This window comes from Streptomyces sp. NPDC007346, from assembly GCF_040703535.1.
GTDB lineage: Bacteria > Actinomycetota > Actinomycetes > Streptomycetales > Streptomycetaceae > Streptomyces.
Genome location: NZ_JBEYKR010000281.1, coordinates 1 through 2,193, shown reverse-complemented (window position 1 = coordinate 2,193; position 2,193 = coordinate 1). Strand labels below are relative to the sequence as shown.

The following is a 2,193-nucleotide window of genomic DNA, read 5'->3' as shown; positions in this document are numbered from 1 at the left end:
GGCGCACGCCATGGCGTGCGCCATCACCCCGTCTCCCCCGGATACCACGGTCGCCCGGAACGCTACCGGGCGTTCACACCGGTGAACTACTGCCCGCCCTTTTGCACGAATGACCTCACGAAATCCTCGGCGTTCTCTTCGAGGACGTCGTCGATCTCGTCCAGCACCGAGTCGACGTCGTCGCTCAGCTTCTCCTGGCGCTCGGCAAGGTCCTCGGACGCCTGTGCGTCCTGCGTCTGCTCCTCGGTCTCCTCGGTGGAACGCGTCGCCTTCTGCTGTCCGCCGCCGGTGTCCTTGGTCGCCATGTAGCTCACCCCGCTCGTTCGAAGCAATCGAAGCTCTTGATCAGACCCTACCCACGGGGTCCGACATTTGGCCCGGTAGTTGAGTCAACGTCCGGGCCTTGGGTGATTGATTCCCAGCCCGGACCCCTTTCAGCCGCCCGACAGCACCTGGACCAGTTCCTGGGCCGTACGACAGCGGTCGAGCAGATCCTTGACGTGCTCCTTGGTGCCCCGCAGCGGCTCCAGGGTGGGCACCCGCTGGAGCGAGTCGCGGTCCGGCAGGTCGAAGATGACCGAATCCCAGGAGGCGGCCGCCACGTCGTCGGCGTACTGCTCCAGGCAGCGGCCCCGGAAGTAGGCCCTGGTGTCCTCCGGGGGCTTCGTACGGGCCCTGGTGACGTCGTCCTCGTCCAGGAGGCGCTTGATGCGCCCGCGGGCCGCCAGGCGGTTGTAGAGCCCCTTGTCGGGCCGTACGTCCGCGTACTGGAGGTCCACCAGGTGCAGCCGGGGGGCGTCCCAGTCCAGCGAGTCGCGGCGGCGGTAGCCCTCCATGAGCTCCCGCTTGGCGATCCAGTCCAGCTCCCCGGCCAGGCTCATCGGATCGGTCTCCAGCCGGTTGAGCGTGTCCTCCCAGCGGATCAGGACGTCCTTGGTCTGCTCGTCCGCGTCGGCGCCGTACCGCTCGTCGACGTATTTGCGGGCCAGCTCGAAGTACTCCATCTGGAGCTGTACAGCGGTGAGTGTCCGGCCGCTGCGGAGCGTGATCAACTGCCGCAGGTCCGGATCGTGCGAGACCTGGTGGAGCGTGCGTACGGGCTGGTCGACGGCGAGGTCGACGGTGATGAAGCCGTCCTCGATCATGGACAGCACCAGCGACGTGGTGCCGAGCTTCAGATAGGTCGAGATCTCCGACAGGTTGGCGTCGCCGATGATCACATGGAGCCGGCGGTACTTCTCGGCGTCGGAGTGCGGCTCGTCCCGGGTGTTGATGATGGGGCGCTTGAGCGTGGTCTCCAGGCCGACCTCGACCTCGAAGTAGTCGGCGCGCTGGCTGATCTGGAAGCCGTGCTCGTTGCCGTCCTGGCCGATGCCGACCCGGCCCGCGCCGGTGACGACCTGGCGGGAGACGAAGAACGGCGTGAGGTGGCGCACGATGTCCGAGAACGGGGTCTCCCGCTGCATCAGGTAGTTCTCGTGCGTGCCGTAGGAGGCGCCCTTGTTGTCGGTGTTGTTCTTGTAGAGGTGGATCGGCTGGGCGCCGGGGATGGCGGCCGCCCGCTCGGCGGCCTCGGCCATGATCCGCTCGCCGGCCTTGTCCCAGAGCACCGCGTCGAGCGGGTTGGTGATCTCCGGTGAGCTGTATTCGGGGTGCGCGTGGTCGACGTAGAGCCGGGCACCGTTGGTGAGGATCACATTGGCCAGGCCGATGTCCTCGTCGGTGAGCTGGCTGGAGTCGGCGGTCTCGCGGGCGAGGTCGAAGCCTCGCGCGTCCCGCAGCGGATTCTCCTCCTCGAAGTCCCAGCGGGCGCGGCGCGCCCGGTGCATCGCCGCCGCGTACGCGTTGACGATCTGGGACGAGGTGAGCATGGCATTGGCGTTGGGGTGGCCGGGGACGGAGATCCCGTACTCCGTCTCGATGCCCATTACTCGCCGTACGGTCATGCGGCCCTCCTTGCCCGGCGTCGGTCCCGTCCGGGAGCGACGCTCAAGTACCGCTGCTTGTCCGGTGCGTATGCGGTGCCCGTCACCGCACTGCGCGACTCGGCGGTACCGCAGAGCCTAGAGTGCCTCTGCGCCGGTGGGGAGATCAATTACGACATTGTTCCGACGTGGCCGGCATCCCCGAGGGCTCCGACGCCTGGCTCGTCGTCGGGTACGAGGCCGGGCGGGCACTCCTCGCCGATCAGCG

At 67.7% G+C, this 2,193-nt stretch carries 2 protein-coding genes; both read right to left on the bottom strand.

Features of this window, described 5'->3' with window-relative positions:
- Positions 1–86: 86 nt before the first annotated feature.
- On the bottom strand, positions 87–305 hold the full coding sequence (locus tag AB0917_RS33990; RefSeq protein ID WP_031123725.1) for a ubiquitin-like protein Pup: 219 nt from the start codon (positions 303–305) through the stop codon (positions 87–89).
- 129 nt (positions 306–434) lie between these two features.
- On the bottom strand, positions 435–1,946 hold the full coding sequence (gene dop, locus AB0917_RS33985; RefSeq protein WP_366823565.1) for a depupylase/deamidase Dop: 1,512 nt from the start codon (positions 1,944–1,946) through the stop codon (positions 435–437).
- Positions 1,947–2,193 lie beyond the last annotated feature (247 nt).

Coding starts and splice junctions, on each gene's coding strand:
- dop (WP_366823565.1), bottom strand. CDS start 1,946: ATGACCGTACGGCGAGTAATGGGCATCGAGACGGAGTACGGGATCTCC.
- AB0917_RS33990 (WP_031123725.1), bottom strand. CDS start 305: ATGGCGACCAAGGACACCGGCGGCGGACAGCAGAAGGCGACGCGTTCC.